This window comes from Actinoplanes sp. NPDC020271, assembly GCF_044388125.1.
GTDB lineage: Bacteria > Actinomycetota > Actinomycetes > Mycobacteriales > Micromonosporaceae > Actinoplanes.
Map to the genome: position 1 here is coordinate 1 of NZ_JBIRWQ010000004.1, position 24,261 is coordinate 24,261.

Consider the following 24,261-nt stretch of genomic DNA (forward strand, 5'->3'; position numbering starts at 1 on the left):
CTCCCACTGACCACCAAAGCGATCAGCCGGGGTATTGCCATAATTGGCACTGGCTTTTAAAGCACCCTGTTGAGTTCTCAAAGAACAACCGCACATCAAACTAGAATCCCCATTCGGAGATCCTCGTCCGAGGCAACCGTTCAAGCTTACCTGGTCGTTTTCGCGCGGCGCGATCCGGGGATCTCGCTGGCCTCGCCCAAGTAGTTTCCCGCTGTTACGCGGAAGCGGCTCAAGCAGACCGGCCGACAAACTTCGTCCGCCCGGTTCCTGCTGGCCTGGTTACTCTACCCGGTTGGTTTCGCATCCGCAAGACCAGCTGACTGGATCTTTGCTGTGCACCACCCGGCGCTGCAGCAAGCGTAACTCGCTCCAGCGGCCCTTGAGGTCGCGATCCGGATTGTCACTTTCGTGGCCGTCCGTACCGGTTTCTCTCGGGCAGAGAAGAAATTACTTGACCACCCGTCCGGACTGCAAATCGACGAACATGCCCGCGACCTCTGGCGCGCTGGCACACAGCGACAGGAAAGCGTGACAGAGTGGCTTCATGGACGCATCCGAGACGCTGGCGGTCGACGCGTTCCTCGGCATGCTGGTTCCGCTCTGGCAGGTGGTGATCGGCCTGCTCGTGCTGGTCACGGTGGCCGTCTCGGCGCGCAAGCTGCTCCTGCGCGGTCCGTCCCGGATGGGTGGCGCGCTGCTGCTGGTCGGCTCCGCGGTGGTCGGGCTGGCCGTCGTCAGCTACCTGCTGCAGAGCTTGTGACGGCCGATACATTCCGATCAGAGGCGCCGGTTCGCCAGGCTCGGTAGTTCCGCACGGATGGTCTCCAGCCGGCTCAGGTCGAGATCCGCGAGCACGACTCCCTCGGTGTCCGGCGCCTGCGCGAGCACCGTCCCCCACGGGTCGATGATCATGCTGCGTCCAAAACACGTACGCCCGGGGTCGTGATCTCCGATTTGCCCTGCGGCCAGGACGAAGCACTGGTTCTCGATCGCACGGGCGCGGAGCAGCACCTCCCAGTGGTCCCGCCCGGTGTGGAGCATGAACGCCGCCGGCACCACGAGAATCTTGGCGCCGGCGATGGCGAGCTGCCGGTACAGCTCCGGGAAGCGCAGGTCGTAGCAGATGCTCAGGCCGGTCGGCACACCGTTGACCTCGGTGACGACAACCTCGGCGCCCGGCGCGACGGTGCGCGACTCCTGGTACGAGACACGGCCGGCGATCTCCACGTCGTACAGGTGGATCTTGCGATAGCTCGCCGCGAGCGAGCCGTCGGGCCGGAACAACAGTGTGGTGTTGAAGGTGCGCCCCTCCTCCGGGCCGGTCTCGTGGAAGGAACCGGCGTGCACCCAGATGCCCAGCTCGCGCGCGGCGGCCGCGAAAAAGGCGGCGAACTCGCCGTCGGGCCCCTCCGGCTTCGGCGCGTCGGCCGCGCGGCCGAGGAAGTCCACATATTCCGGGAGGACGGCGAGCTCGGCGCCGCCTGCGGCGGCACGCTCGAGCAAAGATCTCGCGACGGAGAGATTGTGGGCGCGGTCATCCCGCGCGTTCAGCTGGCAGACGGCGACACGCATGAATTCGAGGGTACGGCGTGAGCCCCCGCCCCGGGCATCACCAGCCCGCAGTGCCCGGCATCAGCAGGACCTCGGAGCCGACCGGCTGGAATCCGGCGGCCAGCAGCACGCGCAGACTCGCGGAGTTGCCCGGCGCGCACTGCGCCCAGATCGGCCTGTCCCCCGCGATCAAGTGCCGGGCGGCCGTGGCCAGCAGACGGCCGTGACCACGCCCCTGCGCGGCCGGGTCGACCTCGAAAGCCACCTCCCAGCGCCCGGCGAGGCCCCGGCCGACGACCAGCAGCCCGTGCTCGGACTCCCACAGCCGCACGTCGGTCCGGTATCGATGGGCCCGCAGCGCGCGGGGATGTTCGCTGGCGTCGAGCGGGGTGAGCGGAAGCGGCGGATCGCCCGGCAGCGGAGTCGCGAGCAGGGAGACGTCGAACGCCCCGGCGTGGAGGCCGAAACGGTCCTCCAGAGCGGTCAGGAAGCGCGGGCCGGTCGGTGCGGCGAAGTCCTCACCGGCGAGCTTCTCCGCCCAGCTGAACTCGACGTCGGCCGCGACGACGACATGGCTCGGGAACGACACCACCGCCGCCCGGTCGGGCGACGGTGGTGGAACGACCTCGAGCCACGGGACCGGGACGTGCCGGTCGCCGCGTTCGATGCCGGTGAGGATGTCCGCCAGATCGCGGGACATGCTCAGGCCGATTTCTCCTCGCGGGCGTGCCGGCGACGGCCGACGAACTCGCGCGGGACGATCGTCGGGATCACGTTCTCCACGACGACCTCGCGGGTGATGACCACGCGGGCGGCGTCGGGGTTGCTCGGGACCTCGAACATCACGTTCTGGAGGACTTCCTCCATGATCGCGCGCAGGCCACGGGCACCGGTGCCGCGCAGCATGGCCTGATCGGCAATGGCTTCCAGCGCGCCCTCGTCGAACTCCAGCTCGACGCCGTCCAGCTCGAACAGCCGCTGGTACTGCTTGACGTAGGCGTTCCGCGGCTCGGTGAGGATCTTGATGAGCGCCTCACGGTCGAGGTTGCGCACCGTGGTGATCACCGGGAGACGGCCGATGAATTCGGGGATCAGGCCGAACTTCAGCATGTCCTCCGGCATGACCTTGCTGAAGACGTCGTCGGTGTTCTTGTCCGAGATCGAGCGCAACCGGGCGCCGAAGCCGACACCGCTCTGGCCGACCCGCTGCTCGATGATCCGCTCCAGGCCGGCGAACGCGCCGCCCACGATGAACAGCACGTTCGTCGTGTCGATCTGGATGAACTCCTGGTGCGGGTGCTTACGGCCGCCCTGGGGCGGAACGTTCGCCACGGTGCCCTCGAGGATCTTCAGCAGGGCCTGCTGCACGCCCTCGCCGGAGACGTCCCGGGTGATCGACGGGTTCTCGCTCTTGCGGGCGATCTTGTCGACCTCGTCGATGTAGATGATGCCCTGCTCGGCCCGCTTGACGTCGTAATCCGCCGCCTGGATCAGCTTGAGCAGGATGTTCTCTACGTCCTCACCGACGTAGCCCGCCTCGGTCAGCGCCGTGGCGTCCGCGATGGCGAACGGCACGTTCAGCATCCGGGCCAGGGTCTGCGCCAGGTGCGTCTTGCCGCAACCGGTGGGGCCGATGAGCATGATGTTGGACTTGGCCACCTCGACGTCGCTGCCCCCGCCGGGAGCGCCGCTCGATTCGGCCTGGATCCGCTTGTAGTGGTTGTAGACCGCGACGGCGAGTGCCTTCTTCGCCTGTTCCTGGCCGACCACGTAGTTGTCGAGGAACTGGCAGATCTCCATCGGCTTGGGAAGCTCTTCCCACTTCACCTCGCCGGTCTCGGCCAGCTCCTCCTCGATGATCTCATTACAGAGATCGATGCACTCGTCGCAGATGTAGACCCCAGGGCCCGCGATGAGCTTCTTGACCTGCTTCTGTGACTTCCCACAGAAGGAGCACTTGAGTAGGTCGCCACCGTCACCGATCCGTGCCACCTACGTTCTCCTTGCGCTCAACGACTGACCACTGGCCGGTCCGTGTACGAGGACGGAATGCCTCGTTGCCATCTCATCGTCTGCCGACCCGCGTAACTGAGGCTGCTGGCTCGACGTTACCCGCAAAGGGGCTGTTCTCCGACCCCCCAAAACGGGCGTGTCAGGGACCGGCCAGTCTAGTCCGACCGGTTCGGCCCCTGACATCGAGTGTCTCAGCTGCCGGAGCCGACGGACTGCAGGCTCTTCTTCCGGCTGACCAGCACCGTGTCGACCAGGCCGTACTCCTTGGTCTCCGCGGCGGTCATGATCTTGTCGCGGTCGATGTCCTTACGGACCTTCTCCACCGACTGACCGGAGTGCCGGGCCAGCATCTCCTCGAGCTGGGTCCGCATCCGCATGATCTCGCGGGCCTGGATCTCGATGTCCGACCCCTGACCGTAACCACCCTCGGTGGCCGGCTGGTGGATGATGATCCGCGAGTGCGGCAGCGCCATGCGCTTGCCCGGCGTGCCCGCCGCCAGCAGCACCGCGGCCGCGCTGGCCGCCTGGCCGAGGCAGACCGTGCTGATGTCGGGCCGCACGTACTGCATGGTGTCGTAGATCGCCGTCATGGCGGTGAACGAGCCACCGGGCGAGTTGATGTACATCGTGATGTCGCGGTCCGGGTCGGTGCTCTCCAGCGTCAGCAGCTGGGCCATCACGTCGTTGGCCGACGCGTCGTCCACCTGGACGCCGAGGAAGATGATCCGGTCCTCGAACATCTTGTTGTACGGGTTGGACTCCTTGATGCCCCACGAGGTGCGCTCGGAGAACGAGGGCAGCACGTAGCGGTTGTGCACCGGAGCGAAGCCGGGAGGCATGGAGAGGTCGGTCATGGGTCAGCTCCTCAGTTCAGCGTTCCGGCACCGTCCGGGACCTGGACGGCCCCGGTGATCACCTTGTCGATGAAGCCATAGTCTTTTGCTTCGGAAGCCGTGAACCAGCGGTCCCGGTCGAAGTCGGCGGCGATCTGCTCCTGGGTCTGGCCCGTGTGGAACGCGATCCGCTCCTGGAACATGCGCTTGGTGTACAGCATCTGCTCCGCCTGAATGGCGATGTCGGCGGCGGTGCCGCCCATCCCGCCGGACGGCTGGTGCATCATGATGCGCGCGTGCGGGAGGGCGTAACGCTTACCCGGCGTCCCGGCGCAGAGCAGGAACTGCCCCATCGATGCGGCCATGCCCATGCCGACCGTCGACACGTCGTTGTCGATGAACTGCATCGTGTCGTAGATGGCCATACCCGAGTAGACAGAACCGCCGGGCGAGTTGATCCACAGGTGGATGTCCCGCTCCGGGTCCTCGGCGGAGAGCAACAGGAGCTGCGCGCAGATGCGGTTGGCGACCGCGTCGGTCACCTCGCTGCCGAGGAAGATGATCCGCTCACGCAGCAGGCGGTTGAAGACCGAGTCGTCGAGGTTGCCACTCAGGGAGTCGCCACCGCGCCGCGACACCGGCTCGGCAGGGATGTGGAGATCGGTCATGGCAGCCCTTCACAGCTTGCTGTGTCGGCCGAGAATCCGGCCGGCAGGTTGTCCGTCGTACGACCAACCTAACCGGTCGATTGCGCATCAGCTTCCCGCTCAGGCGGGTGTTCGCTGACAGCGCACCGGCCCCCGGCCGTACCTCTGAAAAGACACCGGCCACCGCGCACCGGAAGCGGTGCGCGGTGGCCGGATGAAGCGTGTTCCGATCAGTGGTTGTGACCGGCGTGCTCGTCCTCGCTGGCGGCGCGCAGGTCGTCCAGGGACAGCACGTTGCCCTCGCTGTCCTTCATCGTGACCTGCTCCATGACCGACGCGAGAGCCTTGCCCCGGCGCACGTCGCCGAAGACGGCGGCCGCGGCACCCGAGCGGACCAGCTGGTCGTAGTACTGCTGGGGCTGCATCTGGGCGCGCTGCGCCCGGTGCACGATCTCGTGGCCGAACTCGTCGTCGGTGACCTGCACGTCCTGCGCGTCGGCGACGGTGTCGAGCAGCAGCTGGATCCGGACACCCTCCTGGGCCGCCTCGGTCAGCTCCTGGTCGATCTGCTCCTCGGTCTTCTCCTCGGAGGCCAGGTAGTCCTGCAGGGTGGCGCCGATCCGCTCGAGCTGGTCGGTCATCGCCTGCTTGCGGCCCTCGACCTCGTCCTTCACGACGCCCTCGGGCGCCGGGATGTCGGCGGCCTCGACGAGCTGCTTGAGAGCCTCGTCACGGGCGGCGTAGATCTGCTCGACCTTCTTCGCCTTGGAGAGCCGCTCGCGCAGGTCGCCCTTCAGCTCGTCGAGGGTGTCGAACTCGCTCGCCAGCTGGGCGAACTCGTCGTCGATCTCGGGGAGCTGCTTGTCCTTGACGGTCCGGACGACGACCTTGACCTCGGCGTCACGGCCGGCGAAGTCGCCGCCGACGAGCTGCGTGGTGAAGGTGGCCTCCTCGCCGGCGGACAGGCCGACCAGCACCTCGTCCAGCCCCGGGAGCAGCTGCTTGCTGCCGACCTCGTGGGAGATGTTGGTGGCCGAGCCGCCCGGCACCTCCTCGCCGTCGACCGTGGCGTTCAGGTCGAGCTGGACGTAGTCACCCTCCGCAGCGGCGCGCTCGACGGTCTTCAGCGTCGCGAAGCGCTCACGCAGGCCGCTGATCTGCTCGTCGATCTCGTTGTCGCCGATCTCGACAGCCGGGACCTCGACCGTGATCGCGGACAGGTCGGGGATGACGATCTCGGGGCGGACGTCGACCTCAGCCGTGAACTTCAGCGGCGCGTTGTCCGAGAACTCGGTGATCTCCACCTCGGGGCGGCCGAGCGTCTTGACGTCGTGCTCCTGAACCGCGGCCAGAATCTGCTGCGGAATCGCCTCCTGGACGGCCTCGTTGAGGACCGCGCCACGGCCGACGCGCTGGTCGATGACCGCCGCTGGGATCTTGCCCTTTCGGAAGCCCGGCACCTGAACCTGCGCGCCGATCTCCCGGTACGCCTTCTGCAGGCTCGGCTTGAGCTCCTCGAACGGCACCTCGATGGCGAGCTTCACCCGAGTAGGGCTCAGAGTCTCGACGGTGCTCTTCACAGGCGTACTCCTTGTTGCTGCGGATAGTTGATGATCAGTCGGGGTGGCGGGATTTGAACCCACGGCCCCTCGCTCCCAAAGCGAGTGCGCTACCAAGCTGCGCCACACCCCGTGGCGTCGGCCAGTGTATGCGGTCTGCTTACCCGCGTGTGCGCTGGAGTCACCTGCTGGGGAATCCGGTTCGCGCGGAGGGCAGATGATTCAGTAAGCTGTGCCCGAGACCCGGGAAGTTCGCCGGGCCTTGCGGGCGTAGCTCAATGGTAGAGCCTCAGTCTTCCAAACTGATTACGCGAGTTCGATTCTCGTCGCCCGCTCCAAGCGTTTACGCTGGTGACAGCGTCCTAGATCTAGCTAGACATCGATAGTCTTCTATTGCTTAGCCAGATTGCTAGGGCTTTGCTAGGGATCTTGGCCCCGTGCTACCCAGCCCGCCGCCGGGGAACCACGGCCGCCGCCGCTTCGGCGGCGGTTTTGCCGACCGACCCGACCAGATGACCGTAGGTGTCGCTCGTCAGGCCGATCTTGGAGTGGCGGAGCCTCTTGGAGACCACCGCGATGTCGACGCCGGCCTCGATCTGGAGAGATGCCGCCTCGTGCCGCAGGTTGTGGAGGGGGACGTCCGGCATGTCGTGCAGTTTGATCAGGCGTTTGAAGACCCGGTAGACCTGAGTCGGGTCGAGGGGTGATCCGTCGGCCTTGGTGAAAACGAGGTTCTCGGCATTGCGGTGTGCCCGTCCGAGCGCAAGCCGCTCCTTCGCCTGTGCCCTTCGCCACGCGCGAAGTACCGCGACCGTTTCCGAATCGAGATCAACCGGGAGATCCTCGCCTTCGCTCGTCTTGAGGCGAACCCGATACTCGATCTTCAGTCCTTCCTTCTCCGCCCTCCGTGCCTTCCGGTAACTGATGCCGGTAATCTGCCAGCCAACGACGATCCGTGCCGCGTCGAGGTCCACGTCGTCCCAGCTCAGTCCGCACAGCTCGCCTCGCCGCAACCCGGCGAACACCCCCAGGTGAAACAGCGGGTACAGCCGTTCGGCCTCGATGGCGTCGAGCCACTCCCCCAGCCGCTCAGGGCTCCACGGCTTGACGCGCCGACGCCGGACCTTCGGCACCGTGGCGAGCGCGGCGACATTGCGCGGAACTTCCTCGGCGCGCACAGCGGCGTTCAGCGCCGCCCGGAGGGTAGCGCGTACGCGTTGAGCGGTAGCGGCACCGAAGGGACGCGGCACCGGAACTCTCTCCGGCTTGACGGGCCGCTTGCGGCCAGCGCTAACCCGCTTCTTATCGGCCTTCGCCGCCTCGCCCGCATAGCGGGCATTCAGCTCGACGGCCGCATCGATCTGCTTCTGCCGTTCGCGCATGAGGGTTCGCAGAGTGTCGGTGACGTGGCGAGGGCGGAGGTCAGCCAGCTTGCGGTTGCCGACGCTCGGAATCCAGTAGCTCTCGATGTGGCGCCGATAGTCCACGATCGTGCCGTCGCGGAGCCCGACAAGTTCCTCCTGTGTCACGAGCCAATCCCGCAGCCACTGCGTGACAGTCAGCTTGCCGTTCTGCGGCAGGGTTCCCTCTCGATGTTTGCGCTGCACTTCAGCCCGCGCTTCGGCGGCGTCCTTGCCGCTGGCGAAGCCTCCCTTGGTCTCCTGTCGGCGGCCCCCATCCGGCTCGGCCAGCTCCACGATGAAGCTCCACTTGTGGCCTCGCTTGCAGGCGGTCTCCGGGCAGTCCTTCTGACAGCGTTGAAACACGCCGGGCACCCGGTTGCCCCGGCGGACATACGGTCGATTCACGCTTTCCTCCAGATCGGCGGCTCTCACGAGCCAGGCGACCGGGCGCTGAGGTCCTCCTAACCTCAGCGCCCGCACGTCACCTACTCGCCGTCGTCGGATATGCCGAGCGCGGCGAGTAGGTCGGCGCGTCTGACGATCAACTTCCGTCCGAGCCGTATCGGAGTGATGGGAAGCTGCCCGGCCGCGAGCGCCCGGTAGGCCGCGCTGCGGCTGATTCCGAACGCCTGCCGTACGGCCGGATCGAACGGGAACGCCACCGGCAGTGACCGCAGTTGGGCGGGCGTCATCCCACCGTCGTCTGGTCCGGACGGCATGATCGACATACGCGCGGTTAATGGACGCTCCGCCTCGTCGAGGCGGTCAAGCCTGACGTCGCCGGTCACCTCGGCACCGCCCCACCTCGTCGGAGGATCAGGACGTCTTCGTGCTGTGGGAGCCATTGCGGGTCGCCGTTGGCGATGGCGTCACGGACGTTTTTCTGCTGGAAGAAGGAGGCCCTCGGGACGAGGAGGCCGTTGCGAACCCCGGCCATCAGGGCTACGCATTCCTCGACCAGTTCGAGTCCGGCGGTTTCTCCGGCGGCGACGACCATGCCGGGAATGTCGATAAGTTCGCCGTGGCGGCGGTAGGGGCGAGCGGTGACGACGACGTGGCCGCCGGGGCGCAGGATGGTCCGACATCCGGTGAGGATTTCGGTGAAGCCTTCGGCGAGGGTGTCGTGGTCGCGGTAGGCGAGGTTGTCGCTTCCGCCGTATCGATGGTGGATCTTGCGGACCTTGCCGCGTCGGGGGCCGGGGGTGCGGACGTGGCCGTGGGTGGAGGACCCGTACGGGGGCGAGGTGACCACGAGGGCGACGCTGCCGCGGATCTGCGCGGGCAGTAGCGAGGGTAGCCGTCGGGAGTCGCCGGTGTAGATCTCGCCGGTGCCGGCCGCGCCGTTCTTGATGGCGAGGGCGATGTTCACGGCGGCCAGGGCCGCCCAGCGGTCTTCGTACTCGACGCCGATGCCGCGTCGGTTGAGGTGCATGGCTTCGACGACGGTGGTGCCGATTCCCGCCATCGGGTCGGCGACGAGGTCGCCGGGTTCGGTATAGGTGTTGATGGCGTAGCGGGCGATGGTGGGCAGCATCTTGCCGGGATGGGTGATCGCCTCGGCGACGTAGCGGCCTTTACGCAACTCCCGAGAGGGCTGCTGACCGGTGAGCCAGACCGAGCCGGGATAGCCCTGGGCCAGGAGCCGATCCACGGCGGGGTTGCCGTTCTCGGTGCCGTGACGGGAGGCGGACGGTGTGTCAGGCATCGGTGGCCTCCGGGGTGGTCGAGGCGAACGCGAGCAGGTCGCGGTGGGCGCGGACGTGCTTGCCGTCGAGCAGCGGCGGCCGGCTGGCGGCGTCGAGTCCGGTGCGGGGCTCGGCCTCCGGCAGCGGTGCGAGCAGCGCCGGGATGTGCTGGTGGTAGACCAGTCCGGCAGCGCGGGCGGCGGCGATGATGCTCGAGCGATGCCCGATCGTGCCGGTGCCCGGCCCGGCGGTGAGCAGTGTGAGCAGGTACCCGCCGGGGCGTAGATACGCCCGCCACACATCGATGGCGTGGCTGAGGGCCGGAGTGTCGCGGCTGTCGACATCGAGGCGCGGGAGGGTCGCGACGACCAGCCCGGCCGAGGGCGCATCTGACGCGATGTGCGGCTCATCAGGCACGGACGGTGCCTCACGCTGCGTGTGCCGAACGGCCGTCCGGCGGTGTAGGTGGCGGGCGGCTGCGGCGATGGTCGGGTGGGCGTCGAGGTCGAGCACGGTGTCGCCGTCGCGGGTGTAGCGGGCGATCAGGTGAGCGACGTGCTGGGGGTGGATGCCGTACCAGTCGGGCAGGGTCGCGCCGGAGTGCTGGCGCGGTCGGTGGGTGTGCGCCGGGACGAGCAGCAGGCCGATGGGGGCGCGAGGTAGGCGATTGCTGGTGGGCTGGGTCTGCGGCATGGGTGGTGGGCCATGTCCGCCGACGAACGCTGACATATAGAGATACAGATTCCGGCCCAGTTTTCGACATCGAGCCGTCGCGTAACTCCGGAACCCCTGGGTCACAAGCGCAAACGTGGCTCCCTGAACAAGATCCTCTAGAGGTTGAACACCCAGCTCACAGCCATGATCGTCCGGCCTATCTCTTGCCGTGGCGCTGGCCCACTCGGAATTTTCAGGTAGCTACGTGGACTGCACGTCTCAGCCCTGGCTTGAACAAGATCATCAAACTCCTTGAACAAGATTCAGAGGCTCTTGAACAAGATCAGGCTGGATGCTGAACAAGATCAACTACAGGGGCATTTGCCCTCAACGGGCTTGAACACGCCATGCCGCGTCGTCCCTCCGAAAAGACTTTGACGCTTTCACCGTTCCGGACTGCATCGATGTTCACGCCCGCCGTCGCCGTTTAGTGCGTACGTGTTTCCTGCCGCCGCGAAGGCGTTGAACAGCGAGGCGTGGGGCCAGGAACACGGCGAGACCGGTGGACCGGATAGCCCCTTGTGCTCGATGCACCTGCCGTCATCGCGTACGCAGAGTGACTCATTGAACAAGATCGGCGTGTTCAAGATCTGTTCAACCCGAGTGGCGGGATGGGTGTCGTTCCCGCCGGGCGGCCAGTGAGCCGCCGGGCATTCGTCACCCACATCTCGGGGGATTCCTGATGTCCAAGTCTGTTCGCTCCGCCGAGCCCGCCGGCGTCGACGCTCCGCGTCTGGTGCTCGGTGAGCAGCCCTTCGACGTGGCCGCGACGGCGCTGCGGCTGCTCACCACCGGCCCGGAGCCGCTGTCAATGGACGGCGCGGCGCTCGGCGGTGGCCTGCCGCGCCGCCGGATCGTGCTGTCGGAGCTGGCCTCGATCCTGATGCACCCGTCCTGCGGGCACATCACCAGTGACCAGGTGTGGCGGCTGCTGATCGAGCGCGCCCGCGCCGACGGCCCGGCCTGGGTGGTCGGCGCGGTCGGGGTGGCGCTGCCGGGCCTGCGGCAGGCCGCCTACCGGCTGCGCCGCTACTCCGGCGACGTGCAGGCCGAGCTGCTGACCGGCTTCGTCGCCGCGTTGCGCACGGTCAACCCGGCCGGTGCCCGGGTGGTGCAGCGCCTGCTCAGCACCGCGTTCACCGCCGCCCGGACCGAGCTGCGGGCCAGCGAGCCGCGCCGGGAGGCCGACTACCTCGACAGCACGGCGCTATGGCCGGGAGCCGGGCACCCCGACGTGGTCTTGGCCCGTGCGGTCACGGCCGGTGTGATTACTCTCGCTGACGCGGAGCTGATCGGCGCGACCCGGCTGGGCGGAACGCCGGTCGCCAGCTACGCCGAGAGTCTCGGCAAGGGTGCCAAGGCGATCTATCAGGCGCGGGGCCGGGCTGAGCGTCTGCTCGTGGCGGCCGTGAACGCCGGGTTGCTGTCGGACCCGGACGAGCAGGTCATCGCCGAAGCAACCATGACCCTGCGCGCCGATTTCTAAACACCCGCGCTGACCTGGGCCTTGTCGAAAATCGGGCCGAAATCTGTATCTCTTAGTGCGGGACTTTTCCGCACCTGGTGACCCCGCTCGACCGGCCCCGCTGACGGCGCTGACAACCCGTGACGGCTCGCCCCTTCCTGATGAGGAGGACGGCCATCCGCGCCGGTCGCACTGGGTTCACCGCATCCCTTCACCCGTGCCGCCCGGCCCTCGCGCGCTCTGACGCCGGGGCCGGGCCACCCGGAGGTGCTCACGTCTCATGAACCGCCACCCGTTGAAAAGGCCCACCCCGCCGCCGCGCCGACCGACCGGCGACCGCCGCCACCAGCTCATTCATGCCGTCCGACTCTTGAGCGCCGCCGCCATTGCCGCCGCGGTGCTGGTTCTCGGTGCGGCGCCGGAGGCGGCCTTCGCCGCCGCGCCGGCCGACATGGTGCTCGCCGCCGACTCCATCGCCACGGTCTTGGGCAACGTCCGAGCGTGGGCGATGACTTTTCTCGCCGCCTGGGCGTCGTTGTGCCTGACCATCGGTTTCCTGCGCTACACCAGCGGCGAGCCCGGCGAGGTTGAGCGCGGCAAGACGGCGTTCCGTAGTGCCGCGATCGGCTACGCCGGAGCGCTGCTGGTTCCGCTGCTGCTCACGATCATCGCCGCGTGGACTAAGTGATGGGCCGCCACCCCACCGTGCGCCGCCTGCTCGGGGCTGGGCTCGTTCTCGCCGCGATGCTCGTCGGTCTGGCCGCTGCCGAGGCCGCGTGGGCGGACCCGTCCCCGGCTCCCGCCCCGGCCGCGAACGTGCCGTCCCCGACGCCGTCCCCCACGACGAACACGCCGTCCCCGATTCCGACGCCTCCGCCGAACGGCCCGAGCCCGACGACGCCGTCGTCCCCGCAGGTGCCGCAGCCGTCCCCGCAGCCGTCCCCAACTCCGGGCAGCGGGGACGATGACGATCCGGGGCTATTCGACATCCCCGGGCAGATCCGTAAAGCGATCAACGACTTCTTGATCTGGGTCGCCAAGAAAATCATCGACCCGGTCCTGACGGCACTCGGTTCCACGGTGCTGTCCACACCTGATCTCACCAGCAATCCGGCGGTGAAGGCCGTGTGGACCACGAGCATGGTCACCGCCAACGCCCTCTACGGGCTGCTCGTGCTGGCCGCCTGCTTCATCATCATGTCCCGCGAGACCGTCCAAACCCAGTACGGACTCAAGGAGATCGCACCTCGGATCGCCGCCGGCGCGCTGCTCTCGAACCTGAGCCTGATCATCTGCGAGAAGATCATCGAGGTCGCCAACGCGCTGACCGTCGGCGTGATGAGCGAAGGCGTCGACCCGCAGGCCGCCGCCGATGCCATCCTCGAATACCTGATGTCGGCGCTGACCGGCTCCTCGGTCAACATCATGTTCGGGCTGCTCGGAATCGCCGCCGCCGCGCTGGGCATCGTCGCACTGATCACCTTCGTGGGCCGAGTCGGCGTGTTCATCGTGCTGGTCGGCATCGGCCCGATCGTCCTGGTCCTGCACGCCACACCGCAGACCGAAGGCATCGCCTACACCTGGTGGCGAGCCGTCGGCGCTTGCGCGGGCCTTCAGGTCGGTCAGGCCGTGATCGTGCTGTCCACGGTCAAGGTGTTCCTGACCCCCACCGGCATGAAGGTGCTGGGCATCCCGGCCAGCACGCAGGGCCTGCTCGGTGTCCTGGTCTGCATCACGATGCTGTGGCTGCTGATCAAGCTGCCCGGCCTGATGAAGCAATTCGTCCTCGCCCCGATCGGGCTGCAAAGCCAGGGCCGAGGGCTGCTCGGGCAGCTCCTTCAGGCATACATCACCTTCAAGACCCTCGGCGCTGCCGCCGGGCTGCTCGGCGCGAGCCGCACCGCCGCGACGAGCCGGGCCGCCACGAGCACTGCCAGGGCGGGGACGGCAACCCGGCCCGTCCCCACCCGGCGAGTAGCACCGTCCCCGGCCAGGTCACGGCCGGGGACGGCCGCCCCCGTGCAGTTCAGCCATGCTCCGGCCGCCCAGACCCCGCTACCGGCACCGGCAGGGGTCAACGGGCCGCCCGCGTTCAGCAACCCGGCGCAGCCTGCTACACCCGGACCGACCCCGTCCGGCCCCGCTCCGGCCGCGTCGTTCTCCCACCCGCCCACGCCCGGCCCGAGCACCGCCCGGCCGAGCACCCCAGCCGGAAACCCGGCCTTCAGCAACAGCGCCTCTGCGCCGTCGAGCCCGTCGCCGAGTGGGCCGCCACCTGCGGCAACGTTCTCCTCGGCGGAGAAGCAGATGGCACCGCGTCGGCCTCCAGCCCCATTCACACCGGTGTTCTCCAATGCGCCGGCCGCGCGGCCGAGCCCGCCGAGCACCTCGAAACCGGCGGCGAACCAGGGAACGGCGAAGAAGGCCCCCGCGAAGCGGCCGACCGCGGCGCGGCGAGCCGCCGACCCGCCGGCCGCGCCGAGTCCCGGCCGCTCCACCAGCACGCGGCGGCAGGCACCTCCGGCCACCGGAGCGGCATCGACACCGCTACCCGGCTCGTCGGCGCAGCCGCCCCCGCGACCCGCGCCGCGCGGCACCACCACACCGGTGTTTCGCCCCGCCGCGCCACCGCCATCTTCGCAGGCCAGAGACACCGGGACGGAGTCGTCCCTGGAGTCGTCCCCGCCGTCCCCGCCGCCGGTGCGGCGCCGTCCCCGAGGAGGTAAATCGTGAGCCGTCAGAGCGACGAGCCGCCGATGCGCGCTCGTATCCCCGCTGACGTGGACCGCGAAGATCGGGTCGCGTTCGGCATGACCTGGCACCAGCTCGTCATCCTGACCATCACCGGCTTGCTGCTCTACGCCGCCTGGACCGCCGTGGCCACGCTGATCCCGCCACTGCTGTTCCTCGTCCTGGCCGTCCCGATCGCGGGAGCAGCGTTCTTCCTGGCCGTCGGCCGCCGCGACGGCATCAGCCTCGACCGGTGGCTGCTCCACGCGCTCCGGCACCGCCGCGCACCGCACCGGCTAGTCCCGGCCGACGGCCCGATCCGCCCGGCCCCGGCCTGGGTCGCCACCACGGCCGGGCCGGGCGACCGGCTCGCGCTGCCCGCCCCGCTGCAACTCCCGGCCCGCGGCATCACCGACGACGGCTTGATCGACCTCGGCCCGGACGGCACCACCGGCCTGGTCAGCGCCTCGACGGTGGCCTTCGGGCTGCGCACGGCCGCCGAGCAGAACGGCCTGGTCGCCGCGTTCGCACGCTGGCTGCACAGCCTCGACGGCCCCACCCAAATCCACGTCCGGGCTCAGCGCGTCGACCTGACCCACCTCGCCGATCGGCTCCGCGCCGACGCGCCTGGCCTGCCGCACCCGGCCCTGGAAGAGGCCGCCCGCGCGCACGCGGCGTTCCTCGACGACCTCGCCGCCCGGCGGGAGCTGCTGCACCGGCAGGTCACCGTCGCGGTGCGCAGCACCCGCAGCCCCGGCAACACCGTCCACCAGGCCGCCGAGACGGTCCGGGCGCTGTCCGGCTGCGAGGTCTCCGCCCGAGAGCTCGGCCCGGAGGACACGGCCTCGATGCTGGCCGGCGCCCTCAACCCTTCTGCTCATCTCGGCCCCGCTGCCCACAGGTCGGGTGCCGCCTTCGAGGAAAGCGAGCAGCCGTGAGTTTGTTGTCGCGTCGCCGTCCCGGCGTCGTCCCCGAGCTGGGGACGGTCGTCCCCGGCAGCCCGGACGCGGTCGAAGTTGGGGGACGATCCGTGCGGGTCGGGGACGGCTACACCGCGACCTTGGCCGTGACCGGCTACCCGGCCGAGGTCGGTCCCGGCTGGCTCGAGCCGCTGCTGTCTTATCCCGGCCGGGTCGATGTGTCGCTGCACATTGAACCCGTCCCGCCGGTCATCGCCTCCCAAAGGTTGCGTAAGCAGCGCTCGCGGTTCGAGGCATCGCGCCGGCAGGACGCAGGCAAGGGTCGTCTCGATGATCCGGAGCTGGACGCGGCCGCGGCTGATGCCGCCGAGCTGGCCTCGCGCCTGGCCCGAGGCGAAGCCCGCCTTTTCCGCCTCGGCCTGTACCTGACGGTGCAAGCCGACAGCGAGCCGGAGCTCACCGACCGGGTGACCGAGGTTCGCGCCCTGGCCTCGTCGCTGCTGCTGGATGTCGCCCCGGCGACCTGGCGGCAGCTGCAGGGCTGGATCACCGGCCTGCCGCTCGCCTTCGACGCCCTCGGCGTAACGCGGATCTTCGACACCGACGCGCTCGCCGCCGCGTTCCCGTTCACCAGCCCTGACCTGCCCTCCACCACCGGCGAGGGCGTGCTGTACGGGCTGAACCTGCACTCGCCCGGGATCGCGATCTGGGACCGCTGGGCCCAGCCGAACTACAACTCCGTCATCCTCGCCCGCTCCGGGGAAGGCAAGTCCTATTTGGCGAAACTCGACCTGCTGCGCAACCTTTACCAGGGCGTCGAGGCGTTCGTCATCGACCCCGAAGACGAGTACGTGCGGCTGGCCGAGGCGGTCGGCGGGACGATCATCCGGCCTGGCGTCCCCGGCGTGCGGATCAACCCCCTTGATCTGTCGGCAGGTGACGGCGAGGACGCGCTCGTACGCCGGGCGCTGTTCATGCAGACCTTCGTCGCTGTGCTGACCGGCGGGGCCGGGGTGTCGCCGGAGGAAGCCGCCGCGCTCGACGTCGCGGTGCTGGCCGCGTACCGGGCCAAGGGCATCACGAGTGATCCGCGTACGTGGCGGCGGCCCGCGCCGCTGCTGGCTGACGTCGCCGCCGCCCTGGACGAGTCCGGCGAGGCGGGCCGCGTGTTGGCCGCCCGGCTCTACCCGTACGTCGCCGGGTCGTTCAAGGGCCTGTTCGACGGCCCGACCAGCACGGCCGCCGCCGGGCACCTGGTCGTGTACGCGATCAAGGACCTGCCGGAGGAACTGAAACCGGTCGGCACGCTGCTGATCCTCGACGCGATCTGGCGCACCGTCAGCACCTCCCACCACGCCGGCACCCAACGCAGACGCCTTGTCCTGGTTGACGAGGCATGGCTGATGCTGCGCGCGGGACTCGGGGCGCAATTCCTGTTCCGCCTGGCGAAGTCAGCGCGCAAATACGACACCGGGCTCGCCGTGATCACCCAGGACGCCGCCGATGTCCTGGCCACCGATGTGGGCCGGGCAGTCGTCTCGAACGCCGCCACGCAGGTGCTCCTACGGCAGGCGCCGCAGGCCATCGACGCCGTCACCGAGGCGTTCGGGCTCACCGACGGCGAACGCGCCTTCCTGCTGTCCTGCCAACGCGGCGATGCGCTGCTCGCCGCCGGGGCCTCGCGGGTGGCGTTCCACAGCATCGCCTCCGACGACGTCGAACACGACCTCGTCGTCACCGGCCCCGCCGGGCCGCGCCGCTGACCCCTCTACGGATCGGAGACCCCGTCATGATCCTGTCCGCTCTGTCGTCCCCGCTCATCACGCTGTCGTCCCCGCTGCTGGGACCGTCGTCCCCGGCGTCGTCCCCGTCCCCGCAGCCGTCCCCGCTCGGCTGCATCCCCGGGCAGAACGGCATCCCCGGCTCTGTCATCGGCGAGCTGCTGTGCGGCACGTGGGGCCAGCACGCCCCGGAGGCGCTGTGGCTCAGTCTGCGCGACTGGTGGCCGCTCTGGGCGGCCGGCATCGCCGTCCTCATCGCGCTCATGGTGGCGTGGCGAAGCTGGAAGCGCCGGGTGTGGCGTAAGCACATCCGGGCGGCCCGGTGGTTGGAAATCATCCCGCCGGTCTCGGCGAGCCCGGCCGCCACGATCGGGCTGTGGCGGCTGCTCGCCACGCTGCTGCCCGCACCGGGCCGGTGGGCGCTGCGCCCCGCGCGCCTCGTTTGGGAGGTCCGCGCCGACGCGCACGGGATGCGGTGCGGCCTCTGGCTGTCCCCGGGGATCACCGCAACCTCGGTGCGCCGCAACCTGGAGAGCGCCTGGCCCGGTGTGCGGGTCGAGGAGGCTGCCGCGCCGCGCGTCGCGGTTACCGCGACGTCGACCACCGTGGCGCTGCGTCCCACCCAGCCCGATTGGCTACCTCTCGTCGAGGACCCGCCGACCGCGACACCGCGCTCCTGGGCGAACGCGCAACCGGACGCCGACCAGCTCCGCGCGGTGTACGAGGGTTTGGCCGCGGCCGGGCGCACTGGCGGCGGCCTTCTCCAGGTGCACCTCAGCCGTGCGCCCGCCTACCGCCTGCGGGTGCTGCACCGGGCGATGACCCACCCCGAGCGCGCCCGCCGCCCCAGCGGCACCCTGCGGGTGGCCGTCCTGCTCACCGACGGCCTGCGCAAGGCGCTGCTGGGCGTGGCCAGCGTGTTCATGCCCGGCCCGTCGAGCCACACGAGCTACCGGCGGACCACGGCGACCGACCCGTACCTGACCGAGCTTGCCCGCCGCGCCCGGCTCAAGTACGGCGCTGGGCCGCACTTCCTCGTCGCGGTCTTCGCCACCGCCGGCGGCCCGACGAAGGAGGCCGCTCGCTCGGCTGCCGCCGCGATCACCGGCGGGTTCGGCCTGCTGTCGGCGCACTTCAGCCGTCGGCGCCTGCGCCGAGGCGCGAGCGCGGCGGCCGACCGGTGGGTCCGCCCGCAGCAGATGAGCCTCGCCGGGGTGGACGAGGTGGCGGCGCTGGCAGGGCTGCCGATCGAACCGGCCGTGCACGGTCTTCCGGCTGCCGCGTCGCGGCGGCGGCCCGGTGGCCGCGACGTCTTCCGCGCCGGACCGGCCGCCGAGCCCCGGCCCACCAGGAGCCGTCCGCAGCAGCGGGACAGCGGTGACGGCGGCGAGCCGACGGTGTGGAGCGCCCCGTGACCACCGCGGCGAACCAGGAGCGGAGGCTCCAGCTTGTGCCGCTCGATCAGCGGCACGGGCTGGGCGGCAAGGTGATCGGAGTCGCCAACGCCGGCCCGCGCACGAGGATCGGGATCTCGCTGGCCGACTGCCGGTATCACCTGCACGCGCTCGGCCCGACCGGCACCGGCAAGACCACCCTGCTCTTGCGGTTGATCCTTGACGACATTGAGGCCGGGCGCGGGGTCGCCGCGTTCGACCCGGCCAAAGGCGACCTCATCCGCGACCTGCTCGACCGGATGCCCGCCGACGCCGGAGACCGCCTCGTCCTCATCGATCCGGACGAGAAGCACGCGCCCCCGGCCATCAACCTGCTCGACCCCCGAGTGCACGGCGGTACCCCGCACGACGTGGCCGCCAACGTCACCGCCGTGATGTCGAAGGTCTTCGCCCGCTGGTGGGGACCACGCCAAGCCGACCTCTGTTACCACGGCCTGCTCACCCTCGCCTACCTCGACGGCTCCACCCTCCCGCACCTACCCCGCTTGCTTTCGGATGCCAAGTGGCGCGCCGCCCGGGTCAAAGCAGTCACCCGCGGCTTGAACGCGTGGGAGGGCAACACCCTAGGCGAGTTCTGGGAAGGCTTCGACGCGCTCTCCGTCGGGCAGCGGGCCGGGCTCGCCGCGCCGCTGCTGTCCCGCCTGCGGCTGGTCCTGTCGCACCCGTTCGCGATGGAGTTGTTCGGGGCGCCGGCCACCACCTTCTCGTTCCCGGAGATCCTCGACGGCGGCATCCTGCTCGCCCGCCTGCCCAAAGGCGTGATCGGGGAAGACGGAGCCCGGCTGATCGGCTCGCTGCTGCTCGCCGGACTCTGGCAGGCCACCACCGGCCGCGCCCGCATCCCCGAGGACCGGCGGCCGGACGCCAGCGTGGTCCTGGACGAGTGCCACAACTTCCTGCACCTGCCGATCGGCATCGACGACGCCCTCGCCGAGTCCCGCGGCCTGCACGTCTCGTGGCTGCTCGCCCACCAGTTCCTCGGCCAACTGTCCGGCGAGATGCAAGAGGCGATCGACGCCAACGCCCGCAACAAGGTGTACTTCGCGCTCGCACCGCGCGACGCCATTGACCAGGCCCGGCACCTGCGCCCGTACCTCGACGACGGCGATCTGATCCGGCTCGGCGGCTACGAGGTCGTTCTCCGGCCGGTGGCCGGCGGCCGTGCAGTCCCGCCGGTCACCGCCGACACCCTCCCGCCTCCCGACGCGATCAAGGGTCGGGCCAGCGAGCTACGCCGCTCAGCACGCAAGCTCACCGGCCTTCCGAGGGCAGACCGTAAGCGGCTACTCGGTCAGGCAACGGTCGCGGCCGGCGCCGATGCCGAGGTCGGCGAGGAGTCTTCGGTGCTGCCGCTGGTGGGTCGTAACACCTTCGCTGTTCAGGGCGAGGGGTCTAACGAGACCTCTAACGAGCGGTCCAACGAGGAATCCAACGAGGCCGAACACTCGCCTGAACACACCCCCATGAACACGCCACCTGCGCTGGTGGATGACGGTGTGGAGGACTGGTGGACCGGAACCGACTGATAAGAGATATCCCTGCTACTAGCGCCACCGGCGCTGCCTCCATCGGAGGAAGGCTCACCGCCTCCGTCGTGGCCGGCGAACTTACGAGACTCACCCCCCGAGACCGTCACCTGCTCGAACTGCTCGACCAGCACAAGACCTTCACCACCGAACACCTCGTCGAGCTCGCCTTCGGCTCCATCGGCCGGGCCCGCAACCGGCTCAACACCCTGCACGCACGAGACATCCTCGACCGGTTCCGGCACTACCAGCGCCCCGGCTCGCAATCATGGAGATGGACCCTCGGGCCCGTCGGCGCGGCCATCATCGCCGCCGCAAGCGGTGCCACGATGCCGCGCCCGGCCACCGTACGCGACGCCACGGCCCGACTCGCCATGTCCCCGACACTGGCGCACCTGCTCACCGTCAACGGGTTCTTCGTCGCGCTGACCGGGCACGCCCGCACCCACGACGGCGCACGCCTGATCCGGTGGTGGAACGAAACGCGGTGCCGGGAAACCGTCGGCGCGGTCGTGCGCCCGGACGGTCACGGGGTGTGGCAGTCGGCCGGGCGGGCGGTGCCGTTCTGGGTGGAGGCGGACCTCGGCACCGAAACGTTGTCACGGGTCGCGGGCAAACTTGCCGGGTACGCCGCGCTTCCGCCGGGCCGGGCGTATCCGGTGCTGTTCTGGCTACCCACCGGCACGCGTGAGCTGAACTTGCACGCCCACCTGACGCGGTCCGGGGTGCCCGACGGGCTGACCGTGGCGACCGCCGCCGACGACGACGCGGCCGAGCTGGGTGGCCCGGCCGGGCCGGTGTGGCGGGTCGCCGGGCACGGCGGGCGGGTGAGCCTGGCCGACCTCACCCCGGCCGGGGGCGGTGCCCGGTGGGACGCTTAGCGGCCGGTGTCGCGGTCGCGTTCCTAGCCGTCGTGGTGATCATCGCCGCCGGGACGGCCGGGGTGATCGGGGCCGTGTTCGGCGGGGGCGGCGGGTACGGGTCCGGGTGCGCCGCGACGGTGACCACGCCGGGCGCGAGTCCGGCCGGGCTGACCGCCGAACAGGCCGGTAACGCGGCGGTGATCGTTGGCGTGGGTGAGCGGATGCGGGTACCCGTGCGCGGGTGGGTGATCGCCGTCGCGACCGCGTTGCAAGAGTCGGGCCTGGTCAACCTAGGGAATCTGGGTGCGGGCAACGATCACGACTCGTTGGGCCTGTTCCAACAGCGGCCGTCGCAAGGTTGGGGTACCCCGGCACAGATCATGTCGCCGGACTACGCCGCCGGAAAGTTCTACGAACACCTCCTAGCGGTGCCGGGGTGGCAAACGATGCCGCTCACCGTGGCCGCACAGCGGGTGCAACGGTCGGCGTACCCGGACGCCTACGCCAAACACGAGGCACGCGCCTCGGTGATCGTGGCCGGGTTCACCGGCGGGACGCTGCCCGCGTGCGACGGCGCGGCGCTGAGCCCGGCCGGGTGGACACGGCCCGTGACCGGTGACGAGGTCGGTTCCGGGTTCCGCACCGCCGACCGGCCCGGCCATGACGGGGTGGACCTCATCGTCGGCCGGGGAACCGTGATCCGGGCCGCCTCGTCCGGGGTCGTCGTCCGGGTGCGGTGCAACGTCGCCGGGAACTCATGGGACGCCCCGTTTCACGCCGCCATGCCGTGCGACACCGACGGATATCCGGGCCTCGGTGGGTGCGGGTGGTACGTGGAGGTCCGGCACGCTGGCGACATCGTGTCGCGGTATTGCCACATGGTGCGGCAACCGTTGGTGAAGGTCGGCCAGTCCGTGACCGCCGGTCAGCCGATCGGCTATGTCGGCACCTCCGGCAATTCGTCCGGGCCTCATTTGCATTACGAAATCCACACCGGCTATCCCGCCACGGAAAGTAACGCCGTCAACCCGGTGCCCTTCATGATCAGCAAAGGCGTCCGACTATAAAAACGGTGAAGTGATTCTTCGCACATTCATGGACTTGACTTCATGGCCGTATCGAGGGTCCATGGACATGTAAGCAATTCCCGCCGGGAAGGAAACCGAAATGACGAACACCACCGGAAACGCTATCACCATCGATTCTGTTCGAGTCGCTGTGAAAGCCGTAGCGGCCACGTGCGACGCCCCCGCGCTGGTCACCCTGACCGGCGACGGTGCCACCGTCACCGGCGAAACGGTGGCCGTTCCCGGCGGCCCGCTGACCGCCGACACCGCCCCCGCCGCGCTGGCGACTATGGCCGCACTGATCGGCCGCCACCCCGGCCTGTTCCCCGGCGACGTGTACGGATATGCGGTCATTCTTCCTGGTGAGCGCGTCGCTTTCGCCGCCGACCGGCGCGGCATCACCCACCACATACTGTTGTCCGGCACCGCCACCGAACCGGTGTGCCGCGACCGGTGGGGCGCAATCAACGACGGGCTCACCGCCATGATCAACGCCGCACGCTGACCTACCCCGCCCCACCCCGCGCGCCCGGCATCGGCCGGGCGCGCGGGCGCGTTTAACGCCCGATTCCCGGCGACCCGCCCACGGCGCGCTACGCGCGCCGACGCGGCCCACCCTGACGTATATACCGGCCCGGCCCGAAAATGGGCGAGCAGCCACGGTAGGCCGCTTAAATGCGGCCCCGGGCCGCGACCCGTTGCCGCGCGACCGAGGTAAATGGGGTGCCGGTCATCGGAACGCAAAGAGTCTTGAAAACGGGGGTTGACATTCCCCCGGCGCAGAGGGTCCATGGACGTGGGCAACAAAACGCCCCGCCAAACAAAAGCGCACCGCGCATTGCGGGAACGCTATTCCCATCCCTATTTCCGGAGGTTTCTGCGCCATGACCACCACCGCCACCCCGAACGCCGTCGACTCCATCACCGCCGCCCTGACCAGCTACCCGGACGGCATGACCACCCGCGACCTCGCCGACGCCACCGGCCTCACCGTCACCGTGGTCACGAAGACCCTGACCACCATGGCCGCCGACGGCACCGCCCGCCGCGAGCCCGACCCGAAGGGCCGCAAGACCGCCGACACCTGGCACCCCGTCACCCCGGCGGACGAGGTGGCCGACGGCGCGGCTGACGACACCACCCCGACCCCGGCGGACGAGGTGACCGACGGCGCGGCCGACGACACCACCCCGACCCCGGCGGACGAGGTGACCGACGGCGCGGCCGACGACACCACCCCGACCCCGGCCGACGACACCACCGACGGCGCGGCCGACGAGGCGACACTGCCGGAGGTCCCGGTGTCCGCCCCGCCGGTCGCCCCGCGTAAGCCCGACCTGAAGGTCATGATCATGGCCGGGGTGCTGGGCGACCACGAGGACGGCATCACCGCCGACGCGGCCATTGACGAGAGTGGCCTGTCGGTTGCCATGGGCGAGGTCATCCTCGCTGCTATGGAGGTCGCCGGTGCCGCCCGCCGTAAGCCGATCACCGCCGACGGCACGGAATTGTGGGTGCAGGGGGACAACACCGACCTCGCCACGGTGGACCCGGCCAACGCGCCCGCCAGCATCGCGTGCCCGACGTGCGGTCACGAGCGCAAGATCCGGCGCGTGTCGGCGTTGCGGCGCACCCCCACCCCCGGCGCGGTCCGGGTAACCGCCGACGTCAACAGCGATGGTGCGCCGAAGCTGGCGAAGGGTGAGTTGGAGCGCATCGTCGAGGCGTTCCACCGCGACCGTGGCCCCGCCCACGAGCTGACCAACGGCGCGATCGCGAAGGAGATCGGGCGCAGCCCCGGCGCGATCGTGAACGCGCAGCGCAAGCTCACCACGCGCGGCGTTCTGATCATGACCCGCGTCGCCCCGGAGACGTACGCCGTGGCGGACAACGCCCCTGCCCCGACGCCCGAAGTCCGTGCCCTCATGGCCCCGGCGGTGACCGACCACACCGACACCGACGGCCCGGCCGGTAGCGACGACGCGACCAACACTGCCGCCGCCGACACGGACAACGCCGACACGGCACCCGCCGCCGACGCGGCCTGACA

22 protein-coding genes and 2 tRNA genes are annotated in these 24,261 nt (G+C 69.6%); 13 read left to right on the forward strand and 11 right to left on the reverse strand.

What is annotated here, in order from left to right; all coding sequences use genetic code 11:
- Positions 1 to 544: 544 nt before the first annotated feature.
- Complete coding sequence (locus ACH442_RS10145; RefSeq protein WP_396337618.1) at positions 545 to 760, forward strand: hypothetical protein; 216 nt, start codon at positions 545 to 547, stop codon at positions 758 to 760.
- A gap of 17 nt (positions 761 to 777) precedes the next feature.
- Here the strand turns inward: ACH442_RS10145 and ACH442_RS10150 are convergent, their stop codons facing one another.
- From ACH442_RS10150 to ACH442_RS10180, 7 genes are all read right to left on the reverse strand, one after another.
- Positions 778 to 1,572: a carbon-nitrogen hydrolase family protein gene (locus tag ACH442_RS10150; protein WP_396337619.1), complete on the reverse strand. Its 795-nt coding sequence runs from the start codon at positions 1,570 to 1,572 to the stop codon at positions 778 to 780.
- Between the two features lie 37 nt (positions 1,573 to 1,609).
- A complete protein-coding gene (locus ACH442_RS10155) occupies positions 1,610 to 2,251 on the reverse strand; it encodes a GNAT family N-acetyltransferase (protein ID WP_396337620.1) in 642 nt (213 codons plus the stop codon).
- A 2-nt stretch (positions 2,252 to 2,253) separates the two neighbouring features.
- Positions 2,254 to 3,543, reverse strand: coding sequence for an ATP-dependent Clp protease ATP-binding subunit ClpX (clpX, locus tag ACH442_RS10160; RefSeq protein WP_396337621.1), 1,290 nt, complete (start codon positions 3,541 to 3,543; stop codon positions 2,254 to 2,256).
- A gap of 212 nt (positions 3,544 to 3,755) precedes the next feature.
- Positions 3,756 to 4,418 (reverse strand): ATP-dependent Clp protease proteolytic subunit, encoded by a 663-nt coding sequence (locus tag ACH442_RS10165; protein ID WP_396337622.1) that lies wholly within the window; start codon positions 4,416 to 4,418, stop codon positions 3,756 to 3,758.
- A gap of 11 nt (positions 4,419 to 4,429) precedes the next feature.
- The gene (locus tag ACH442_RS10170) at positions 4,430 to 5,065 is read right to left on the reverse strand and encodes an ATP-dependent Clp protease proteolytic subunit (protein WP_396337623.1); all 636 of its coding nucleotides are present in this window, start codon (positions 5,063 to 5,065) and stop codon (positions 4,430 to 4,432) included.
- Positions 5,066 to 5,274: 209 nt separating this feature from the next.
- Positions 5,275 to 6,624 (reverse strand): trigger factor, encoded by a 1,350-nt coding sequence (gene tig / locus ACH442_RS10175; protein WP_396337624.1) that lies wholly within the window; start codon positions 6,622 to 6,624, stop codon positions 5,275 to 5,277.
- A gap of 38 nt (positions 6,625 to 6,662) precedes the next feature.
- Positions 6,663 to 6,736, reverse strand: a tRNA-Pro gene (locus ACH442_RS10180).
- A 131-nt stretch (positions 6,737 to 6,867) separates the two neighbouring features.
- On the opposite strand from ACH442_RS10180, the gene ACH442_RS10185 reads away from it, so the two are divergent.
- Positions 6,868 to 6,941, forward strand: a tRNA-Gly gene (locus ACH442_RS10185).
- 102 nt (positions 6,942 to 7,043) lie between these two features.
- On the opposite strand, the gene ACH442_RS10190 is transcribed toward ACH442_RS10185, so the two are convergent.
- The 4 genes from ACH442_RS10190 to ACH442_RS10205 all read right to left on the reverse strand — a co-directional run bounded on the left by ACH442_RS10190 (position 7,044) and on the right by ACH442_RS10205 (position 10,384).
- On the reverse strand, positions 7,044 to 8,411 hold the full coding sequence (locus tag ACH442_RS10190; RefSeq protein WP_396337625.1) for a tyrosine-type recombinase/integrase: 1,368 nt from the start codon (positions 8,409 to 8,411) through the stop codon (positions 7,044 to 7,046).
- An 80-nt stretch (positions 8,412 to 8,491) separates the two neighbouring features.
- Positions 8,492 to 8,794 carry a helix-turn-helix domain-containing protein gene (locus tag ACH442_RS10195; RefSeq protein WP_396337626.1) on the reverse strand — a complete coding sequence of 101 codons (303 nt, stop codon included), beginning with the start codon at positions 8,792 to 8,794 and terminating at the stop codon, positions 8,492 to 8,494.
- A complete protein-coding gene (locus tag ACH442_RS10200) occupies positions 8,791 to 9,711 on the reverse strand; it encodes a TRM11 family SAM-dependent methyltransferase (protein WP_396337627.1) in 921 nt (306 codons plus the stop codon). The genes ACH442_RS10195 and ACH442_RS10200 overlap by 4 nt, the downstream gene beginning before the upstream one ends.
- Positions 9,704 to 10,384, reverse strand: a complete 681-nt coding sequence (locus ACH442_RS10205; RefSeq protein WP_396337628.1) for a hypothetical protein — start codon at positions 10,382 to 10,384, stop codon at positions 9,704 to 9,706. The genes ACH442_RS10200 and ACH442_RS10205 overlap by 8 nt, the downstream gene beginning before the upstream one ends.
- A 703-nt stretch (positions 10,385 to 11,087) precedes the next feature.
- Between ACH442_RS10205 and ACH442_RS10210 the strand changes: the two genes are divergently transcribed.
- The 11 genes from ACH442_RS10210 (at position 11,088) to ACH442_RS10260 (ending at position 24,259) form a co-directional block, all read left to right on the forward strand.
- Entirely contained in the window at positions 11,088 to 11,891 is an 804-nt protein-coding gene (locus ACH442_RS10210) for a hypothetical protein (protein ID WP_396337629.1), read from the forward strand.
- Positions 11,892 to 12,150: 259 nt separating this feature from the next.
- A complete protein-coding gene (locus ACH442_RS10215) occupies positions 12,151 to 12,558 on the forward strand; it encodes a pilin (protein WP_396337630.1) in 408 nt (135 codons plus the stop codon).
- Positions 12,558 to 14,603 (forward strand): hypothetical protein, encoded by a 2,046-nt coding sequence (locus ACH442_RS10220; protein ID WP_396337631.1) that lies wholly within the window; start codon positions 12,558 to 12,560, stop codon positions 14,601 to 14,603. The genes ACH442_RS10215 and ACH442_RS10220 overlap by 1 nt, the downstream gene beginning before the upstream one ends.
- Positions 14,600 to 15,538: a PrgI family protein gene (locus tag ACH442_RS10225; protein WP_396337632.1), complete on the forward strand. Its 939-nt coding sequence runs from the start codon at positions 14,600 to 14,602 to the stop codon at positions 15,536 to 15,538. The genes ACH442_RS10220 and ACH442_RS10225 overlap by 4 nt, the downstream gene beginning before the upstream one ends.
- Positions 15,535 to 17,283, forward strand: a complete 1,749-nt coding sequence (locus ACH442_RS10230) for a VirB4 family type IV secretion system protein (protein ID WP_396337633.1) — start codon at positions 15,535 to 15,537, stop codon at positions 17,281 to 17,283. The genes ACH442_RS10225 and ACH442_RS10230 overlap by 4 nt, the downstream gene beginning before the upstream one ends.
- 26 nt (positions 17,284 to 17,309) lie before the next feature.
- On the forward strand, positions 17,310 to 18,716 hold the full coding sequence (locus ACH442_RS10235; protein ID WP_396337634.1) for a hypothetical protein: 1,407 nt from the start codon (positions 17,310 to 17,312) through the stop codon (positions 18,714 to 18,716).
- Entirely contained in the window at positions 18,713 to 20,281 is a 1,569-nt protein-coding gene (locus tag ACH442_RS10240; protein ID WP_396337635.1) for a type IV secretory system conjugative DNA transfer family protein, read from the forward strand. Before ACH442_RS10235 ends, ACH442_RS10240 begins: the two co-directional genes overlap by 4 nt.
- Before the next feature lie 68 nt (positions 20,282 to 20,349).
- On the forward strand, positions 20,350 to 21,162 hold the full coding sequence (locus tag ACH442_RS10245; protein WP_396337636.1) for a replication-relaxation family protein: 813 nt from the start codon (positions 20,350 to 20,352) through the stop codon (positions 21,160 to 21,162).
- A complete protein-coding gene (locus ACH442_RS10250; RefSeq protein ID WP_396337637.1) occupies positions 21,150 to 22,211 on the forward strand; it encodes a M23 family metallopeptidase in 1,062 nt (353 codons plus the stop codon). The genes ACH442_RS10245 and ACH442_RS10250 overlap by 13 nt, the downstream gene beginning before the upstream one ends.
- A gap of 100 nt (positions 22,212 to 22,311) precedes the next feature.
- Positions 22,312 to 22,716 (forward strand): hypothetical protein, encoded by a 405-nt coding sequence (locus ACH442_RS10255; RefSeq protein WP_396337638.1) that lies wholly within the window; start codon positions 22,312 to 22,314, stop codon positions 22,714 to 22,716.
- Positions 22,717 to 23,095: 379 nt separating this feature from the next.
- Positions 23,096 to 24,259, forward strand: coding sequence for a hypothetical protein (locus ACH442_RS10260; RefSeq protein WP_396337639.1), 1,164 nt, complete (start codon positions 23,096 to 23,098; stop codon positions 24,257 to 24,259).
- The last annotated feature ends 2 nt before the right edge of the window (positions 24,260 to 24,261 follow it).

Coding starts and splice junctions, on each gene's coding strand:
- ACH442_RS10200 (WP_396337627.1), bottom strand. CDS start 9,711: ATGCCTGACACACCGTCCGCCTCCCGTCACGGCACCGAGAACGGCAAC.
- ACH442_RS10170 (WP_396337623.1), bottom strand. CDS start 5,065: ATGACCGATCTCCACATCCCTGCCGAGCCGGTGTCGCGGCGCGGTGGC.
- ACH442_RS10215 (WP_396337630.1), top strand. CDS start 12,151: ATGAACCGCCACCCGTTGAAAAGGCCCACCCCGCCGCCGCGCCGACCG.
- ACH442_RS10165 (WP_396337622.1), bottom strand. CDS start 4,418: ATGACCGACCTCTCCATGCCTCCCGGCTTCGCTCCGGTGCACAACCGC.
- ACH442_RS10235 (WP_396337634.1), top strand. CDS start 17,310: ATGATCCTGTCCGCTCTGTCGTCCCCGCTCATCACGCTGTCGTCCCCG.
- ACH442_RS10220 (WP_396337631.1), top strand. CDS start 12,558: ATGGGCCGCCACCCCACCGTGCGCCGCCTGCTCGGGGCTGGGCTCGTT.
- ACH442_RS10155 (WP_396337620.1), bottom strand. CDS start 2,251: ATGTCCCGCGATCTGGCGGACATCCTCACCGGCATCGAACGCGGCGAC.
- ACH442_RS10205 (WP_396337628.1), bottom strand. CDS start 10,384: ATGCCGCAGACCCAGCCCACCAGCAATCGCCTACCTCGCGCCCCCATC.
- ACH442_RS10150 (WP_396337619.1), bottom strand. CDS start 1,572: ATGCGTGTCGCCGTCTGCCAGCTGAACGCGCGGGATGACCGCGCCCAC.
- ACH442_RS10255 (WP_396337638.1), top strand. CDS start 22,312: ATGACGAACACCACCGGAAACGCTATCACCATCGATTCTGTTCGAGTC.
- ACH442_RS10260 (WP_396337639.1), top strand. CDS start 23,096: ATGACCACCACCGCCACCCCGAACGCCGTCGACTCCATCACCGCCGCC.
- ACH442_RS10210 (WP_396337629.1), top strand. CDS start 11,088: ATGTCCAAGTCTGTTCGCTCCGCCGAGCCCGCCGGCGTCGACGCTCCG.
- ACH442_RS10145 (WP_396337618.1), top strand. CDS start 545: ATGGACGCATCCGAGACGCTGGCGGTCGACGCGTTCCTCGGCATGCTG.